Here is a 5,436-nt window from a genome sequence, read left to right as displayed (position 1 = left end):
AACAGGAACATTCTCCTAGAGTACGAGAATAACCCGGTGAAGCGATACCCCTGAGCAGTTCTGCCTAGGTCGCCCAGCCTTTGGCCCGTTCCACTGCCCGCATCCACATCGAAAAATTTTCTTGAGCTTCGGTCTGTCCGTCTCCCGGCTCAAACACGCGATCGATGGGGCGACTCTCGACTAGGGCGCGGTAGTCGTCCCAAAAGCCCACAGCCAAGCCCGCCGCAAAGGCGGCTCCCTGGGCCGTGACATCGAGCACCTGGGGCCGCTCGACCGGAATGCCCAGCACGTCGGCCTGGAATTGCATGAGAAAATCGTTGTTGCAGGCCCCGCCGTCGACCTTGAGCTGACGGATGGGGGTACCGCTATCCTGGTTGACGGCATCGACCACTTCTTTGACTTCGTAGGCGATCGCCTCCAGTACCGCCCGCACCATATGCTCGCGCTGAACCCCGCGAGTCAGTCCCAAAAACGCGCCGCGAGCGCTCATATCCCAATGGGGGGCACCGAGGCCGCTGAGGGCGGGCACAAAATAGACGCCGCCATTGTCGGCGGCTTGTCGGGCGACAATTTCAGTTTCGGCGGCGCTGGAGATTACCTGCAACCCGTCGCGCAGCCACTGAATGCAGGCCCCGGCGGTAAACATGCTGCCCTCGATCGCATAGCCAATGTGGGGCTGCTTTGCATCGTCTGTGGCCTCTGACCAGGCCACGGTAGAGAGCAGCTGGTTCTGCGATCGCACCACCTCATCGCCGGTGTGAGAGACCAGAAACGCTCCGGTGCCATAGGTACATTTGAGCAGGCCAGGGCGATCGCAGCCGTGGCCGTAGAGGGCGGCCTGCTGGTCCCCGAAAATGGCCGTAATCGGAATCTCGGCCCCAAACAGCTTTGGATCAGTGTGGCCAAACACGCCAATGCTGGGCTTGATCGCAGGCATCATGTGGGGCGAAATGTCGAACAGCGACAGCAGCGTGTCATCCCACTGGCCACTGGCGATGTTGAGCAGCATGGTGCGGCTGGCGTTGCTATGGTCGGTGGCATGTACCTGCCGTCCGGTCAGGTTCCACAGCACCCAGCTGTCCACAGTGCCCGCCAGCACCTGGTCAAAGTCCACAGGAGGATCCATCTCTTTCTTGGCCTGCTCTAGCAGCCAGGCCAGCTTGGTAGCCGAGAAGTAGGCGTCGAGGACTAAGCCGGTGCGATCGTAGATTTCCTCGGCCTTTCCCGCTTCTCGCAGCTGGTTGCACAGGGGCGCGGTGCGGCGGTCTTGCCAGACAATGGCATTGGCCAGGGGGCGACCGGTGCTACTGTCCCACAGCAGGCAGGTCTCACGCTGCACAGTTAGGCCAATGGCGGCAATATCGGTGGGCTTTAGCCCGGCCTTTGAAATAGCAGACCCCATGGCCCACTCAATTTCTTCCCAAATTTCGCGAGCGTTGTGCTCAACCCAGCTTGGCTGCGGGTAGTACTGGGTCAGCTCACGGTAAGCCTGACCTGCGATCGCGCCCTCCCGGTCAAAAATAATTGCCCGGTTGCCGGTGGTGCCCAGATCGAGGGCCATGATGTAGTTGGCAGTCATTGTACCTGTGGGTTCGCAGCGCCAAAAGCGTAGCAAATTTAGCCAGAATCTGCCCCACTCTGAAGACAGACTTTCGCAAACTAACCGAAAAAATTAAGCTATTCAAAGATTTTTTCGAGATCCCTATGTCCGCTCACTACCCTGACGATCACAATATTTTCTTCTACTAGCTTCTTCTACTAGCTTGTAGAGCAGGACATGGTTCATCACGAGAATACCATGTAGATCAGGACTGATGTCTTCATAGGGTTTCCCCATTTTCGGAAATTGCAGCAGTCGTTCACACTTCCGGTTCACACTTCCGATTAAACTCTTCGACAAACCTCTCGCCTGCGTCAATACTTCGTTTGAGAAAATAGTCAACAATTTCTTGTAAATCTCGGCTAGCTTCAAGGGTAATGACGTATCGCTGCATCAGGTTTCTTCCTGCGCCTTGCGAATTTTCTCCCTTAGCTGAGTCATGATTATTTCGCCATCGACAACCTCTCCCCGCTCGATCTGTCTTAGCCCTTCATCAACTTTTTGTCGGGTCTCTTGAAGCCACTGGTCATAGCTTTTTTCCCACTCCACCAACAGCGATAGAGCGCGATCGATGACTTCCTCTGGATTGCCGTAGCGGCCGTTGGTAATTTGAGCTTGAATAAACTCAGCCTGTTCAGGCTTTAGGGAAACGTCCATCGTAAAGGGCCTCTGAAGAAGAGCTGTTGCTATGACTACTGTGGCTTAATCAAGAGTGAACCCTGGCTAGTTGCTGATGACCAGCTATTTGCGGCTCTTTACAATCTTATCAATCACCAGACCGGTAGACGCTAGCCTTCGGCCTAGCCCACTCCGGAGTTCGGTATCCCCCTCTCCCCGAGGGCAGGCTCTTGTGGAACAATTTTGGGTATCAACGGGATACTACCCCCTGCCGTTGCGCGTCGAAGTTGCGTTTATGAGGCTTGCTCCCTTGAAAGGACTCTGGATACCCCTAAAACGTCTGTTGCTGATGGTATTTGCCGCCGTGACGATGTTTGCTACCGCGATCGCCCCTCCGGCCTATGCTCAATCTCCGGCAGCAGAGGCGATTGGCAGCGAAAGTTTTGTGGCCGCTGCCGTGCGCCAGGTTGGCCCTGCGGTGGTGCGCATTGACACTGAGAAAACCATTACCCGGCAGGCGCGGGATCCATTATATGAAGATCCCTTTTTGCGCGACTTTTTTGGGGCCATGCCTCGCCAGCCCCAGGAAGAACTGCTGCGGGGGCAAGGGTCAGGGTTCATCATCGATAACACCGGCAATATTTTGACCAATGCCCACGTGGTCAACGGGGCTGACCGGGTGGTGGTCACCCTCAAAGATGGTCGCAGCTTTGACGCCATTGTTGAAGGGTTTGACGAAGTCACCGACCTGGCCGTGGTCAAAATTGACGATGGCGAGGATGACGTGTTGCCCGTAGCCACTCTAGGCGATTCAGACCGGATAGAAGTGGGTGACTGGGCGATCGCAGTGGGTAACCCCCTGGGCCTCGACAACACTGTTACCCTGGGCATTGTCAGCACTCTCAAGCGCACCAGCAGTTCCGTAGGTATTCCCGGCAAGCGGCTGGAGTTTATCCAGACCGATGCTGCCATCAACCCCGGTAATTCTGGCGGGCCGTTGGTTAACCAGCGGGGCGAGGTGATTGGCATCAACACCGCTATTCGCGCCGACGCCATGGGCATTGGCTTTGCCATTCCGATCAACAAGGCCAAAGAGATTAAAGACATGCTGGCCCGGGGCGAAACCGTAGCCCATCCCTACATCGGCGTGCAGATTGCCAACCTCACTCCCGAACAGGCCAAAATCAACAACGCCGACATCAACTCCGGTATGTACCTCCCCGAGGTCTATGGAGTGCTGGTGATTCGGGTCCTAGAAGGCACTCCCGCTGCGGATGCGGGCCTGCGTCGGGGTGACGTGATTGTGCAGGTCAACGGTACGTCGATTCGCAGCGCTGACGGCCTGCAAGTTAAAGTTGAAAACACCCCTATTGGCGACGCCCTAGAGCTTAAGATTCAGCGCGGCGATCGCCTTCAGACCGTGCAGGTCAAAACCGCCGAACTCCACGAGCAGGCCGAGTAGTGAGGCTGTTCTAAGCAATGGTCGGCCAGATGAGTGTGTAACTGACCAAACGTGCAAATCCAAAATTCTTTATTCAGGAGATTTCCATGTATTCCACCGAAGACACCGGCACTCGCAAGCTGCTTTCTGCCCTTAGCCACGGCTCTATTTTCTTTAATACCTTGATTCTGGCTGTCGGCGTTCCCATTGCTATTCTGCTGATTTCTAAGGATTCAGTCATTAAAGAAAGCGCCAAAGAGGCGATCAACTTTCACATCAATATGTGGTTTTGGTGGGCCGTTGCGGGTGTTTTAGCGTGGATATTAATTGGTATTCCGCTTCTGTTTGTGCTGGGCATTGTGAATTTCGTCATGCCCATCTTTGGCATCGTCCACAGTCTGACCAAGCCCAATACTGCGTTCCGCTATCCGCTCATCCTGCGGCTATTTTAGGGGTGCTGGTCGGGTGTAGAGGGTAGCTCTACCTGTGCTTTCAGCACCGCATAGGTGGCGGCGTCGGCAGCAAACAGATGCTCAACCCGCAGCGAGGCCAGGGTGATATCCTGCGGGGTGCCGAAGGTGGTGAACATGCCGAAAAAGGCAAGTTCGCCGTGGCGGGTAGCATAGCGGGTGGTGAGTACGGGCGCAGTAGGCGCTGCACCGCCGGGCAGCAGAGGGGTGGAACCCAGGCGATCGCCGAGCTGAGCGGCAAACATTTTTACTCTGGGGGCGATCGCCGGTTGAGCCATCGCCTCCTGGCGCAGACGGCTCAGCAGGGCAGGGCCAATCTCACCTAGGTTTACCACCGGCTTGAGCAACCCCTCTGGATGAATCAGCAGGTCTAATAGATTCATCGGTGCAGACGGGGCCAGGTCTGCGGCCCAGGGCAGTAGGGTGGCCGCCAGCCACTGCCCACCGCGATTCAGCCGCAGTAGATTCCACTGGGCGTCGATCACCAGGGCGGGCATGGGGTCGTGGGCTGCGAGCAGTTGGTCTAACGCCTGGTTGATCGCTTCTAGGGCGGGGTCGCTGAGTGCGGTAGCGCTGTACAAAGGCGCATAGCCCGTCATGATTAGTACCTCGTTGCGCAGCACCAGCGGCGCGTCAAGTTCTTGCAACCAGGTTACCAGCAGCTCGCGGCTGGGCTTGGCCCGACCACTTTCTACAAAGCTGACATGACGCTGGGAAACGCCCAGGCGCAGCGATAGCTCTAGCTGGCTCAGTCGCTGCGCCTTGCGGATCTGGCGCAAAGCATCGGTGAGGACATTCCCGGCAGTAGACATGACGTTTGATTACCTTAGAGGTAATTGATTCTATAACCTGTACGGTCAATACTGAACCTGTAATTCTTCGCAGAGGTTCTGTATGCAGCGCAGTTTAGTGGCCATTGTCCTAATTCCGTTTAGCGTGCTCAGCACCGTAGCCCTTTGGCAGTATGGCTATCTGGGTATCTTCGCCAATGAGTTTCAGAGCACCGCTGGAATGCAGGTATTGGCAGATCTGGTGATTGCCCTGTCTCTTTTTTTGGTGTGGATGTGGCACGATGCTAAAGCCACAGGCCGCAACCCCTGGCCCTGGCTGGTGGTGACGCTAACTATGGGGTCTTTTGGGCCGCTGGTTTACCTGCTTACCCGGCCATCAGAAGAAACGGCTATGTAAACGCAGTTGTAGGGGCTTGGTGATTGCCGTCTGCTGCTTTACAGCAATATTTGGGAACAAACACCGTTTCCCTCCATCCACCCATCCACTCATCCACCCCCTACCCATCCACCCCCTAC

7 protein-coding genes are annotated in these 5,436 nt (G+C 56.2%); 3 read left to right on the top strand and 4 right to left on the bottom strand.

Annotated elements, in window-relative coordinates:
• Positions 1 to 64 precede the first annotated feature (64 nt).
• The 3 genes from glpK to IQ273_RS29705 form a co-directional block, all read right to left on the bottom strand.
• A complete protein-coding gene (gene glpK / locus IQ273_RS29715; protein WP_194026711.1) occupies positions 65 to 1,579 on the bottom strand; it encodes a glycerol kinase GlpK in 1,515 nt (504 codons plus the stop codon).
• A 280-nt stretch (positions 1,580 to 1,859) separates the two neighbouring features.
• Entirely contained in the window at positions 1,860 to 1,994 is a 135-nt protein-coding gene (locus IQ273_RS34580; RefSeq protein WP_255534748.1) for a hypothetical protein, read from the bottom strand.
• Complete coding sequence (locus IQ273_RS29705; RefSeq protein ID WP_194026710.1) at positions 1,994 to 2,257, bottom strand: type II toxin-antitoxin system ParD family antitoxin; 264 nt, start codon at positions 2,255 to 2,257, stop codon at positions 1,994 to 1,996. The genes IQ273_RS34580 and IQ273_RS29705 overlap by 1 nt, the downstream gene beginning before the upstream one ends.
• 331 nt (positions 2,258 to 2,588) lie before the next feature.
• On the opposite strand from IQ273_RS29705, the gene IQ273_RS29700 reads away from it, so the two are divergent.
• Together IQ273_RS29700 and IQ273_RS29695 are read left to right on the top strand one after the other, a co-directional pair.
• Positions 2,589 to 3,680: an HhoA/HhoB/HtrA family serine endopeptidase gene (locus IQ273_RS29700; RefSeq protein WP_194026712.1), complete on the top strand. Its 1,092-nt coding sequence runs from the start codon at positions 2,589 to 2,591 to the stop codon at positions 3,678 to 3,680.
• Between the two features lie 86 nt (positions 3,681 to 3,766).
• Positions 3,767 to 4,111, top strand: a complete 345-nt coding sequence (locus tag IQ273_RS29695) for a DUF4870 domain-containing protein (protein ID WP_194026709.1) — start codon at positions 3,767 to 3,769, stop codon at positions 4,109 to 4,111.
• Here the strand turns inward: IQ273_RS29695 and IQ273_RS29690 are convergent.
• The gene (locus IQ273_RS29690) at positions 4,108 to 4,941 is read right to left on the bottom strand and encodes a helix-turn-helix domain-containing protein (RefSeq protein WP_194026708.1); all 834 of its coding nucleotides are present in this window, start codon (positions 4,939 to 4,941) and stop codon (positions 4,108 to 4,110) included. The genes IQ273_RS29695 and IQ273_RS29690 overlap by 4 nt on opposite strands.
• Before the next feature lie 82 nt (positions 4,942 to 5,023).
• Between IQ273_RS29690 and IQ273_RS29685 the strand changes: the two genes are divergently transcribed.
• Positions 5,024 to 5,317: a DUF2834 domain-containing protein gene (locus IQ273_RS29685; RefSeq protein WP_194026707.1), complete on the top strand. Its 294-nt coding sequence runs from the start codon at positions 5,024 to 5,026 to the stop codon at positions 5,315 to 5,317.
• Positions 5,318 to 5,436: the final 119 nt, after the last annotated feature.

The organism is Nodosilinea sp. LEGE 07298 (assembly GCF_015207265.1).
Classification (GTDB): Bacteria; Cyanobacteriota; Cyanobacteriia; order Phormidesmidales; family Phormidesmidaceae; genus Nodosilinea.
This window is presented reverse-complemented; position numbering and strand designations above follow the sequence as displayed.

Coding starts and splice junctions, on each gene's coding strand:
- glpK (WP_194026711.1), bottom strand. CDS start 1,579: ATGACTGCCAACTACATCATGGCCCTCGATCTGGGCACCACCGGCAAC.
- IQ273_RS34580 (WP_255534748.1), bottom strand. CDS start 1,994: ATGCAGCGATACGTCATTACCCTTGAAGCTAGCCGAGATTTACAAGAA.
- IQ273_RS29705 (WP_194026710.1), bottom strand. CDS start 2,257: ATGGACGTTTCCCTAAAGCCTGAACAGGCTGAGTTTATTCAAGCTCAA.
- IQ273_RS29700 (WP_194026712.1), top strand. CDS start 2,589: ATGTTTGCTACCGCGATCGCCCCTCCGGCCTATGCTCAATCTCCGGCA.
- IQ273_RS29695 (WP_194026709.1), top strand. CDS start 3,767: ATGTATTCCACCGAAGACACCGGCACTCGCAAGCTGCTTTCTGCCCTT.
- IQ273_RS29690 (WP_194026708.1), bottom strand. CDS start 4,941: ATGTCTACTGCCGGGAATGTCCTCACCGATGCTTTGCGCCAGATCCGC.
- IQ273_RS29685 (WP_194026707.1), top strand. CDS start 5,024: ATGCAGCGCAGTTTAGTGGCCATTGTCCTAATTCCGTTTAGCGTGCTC.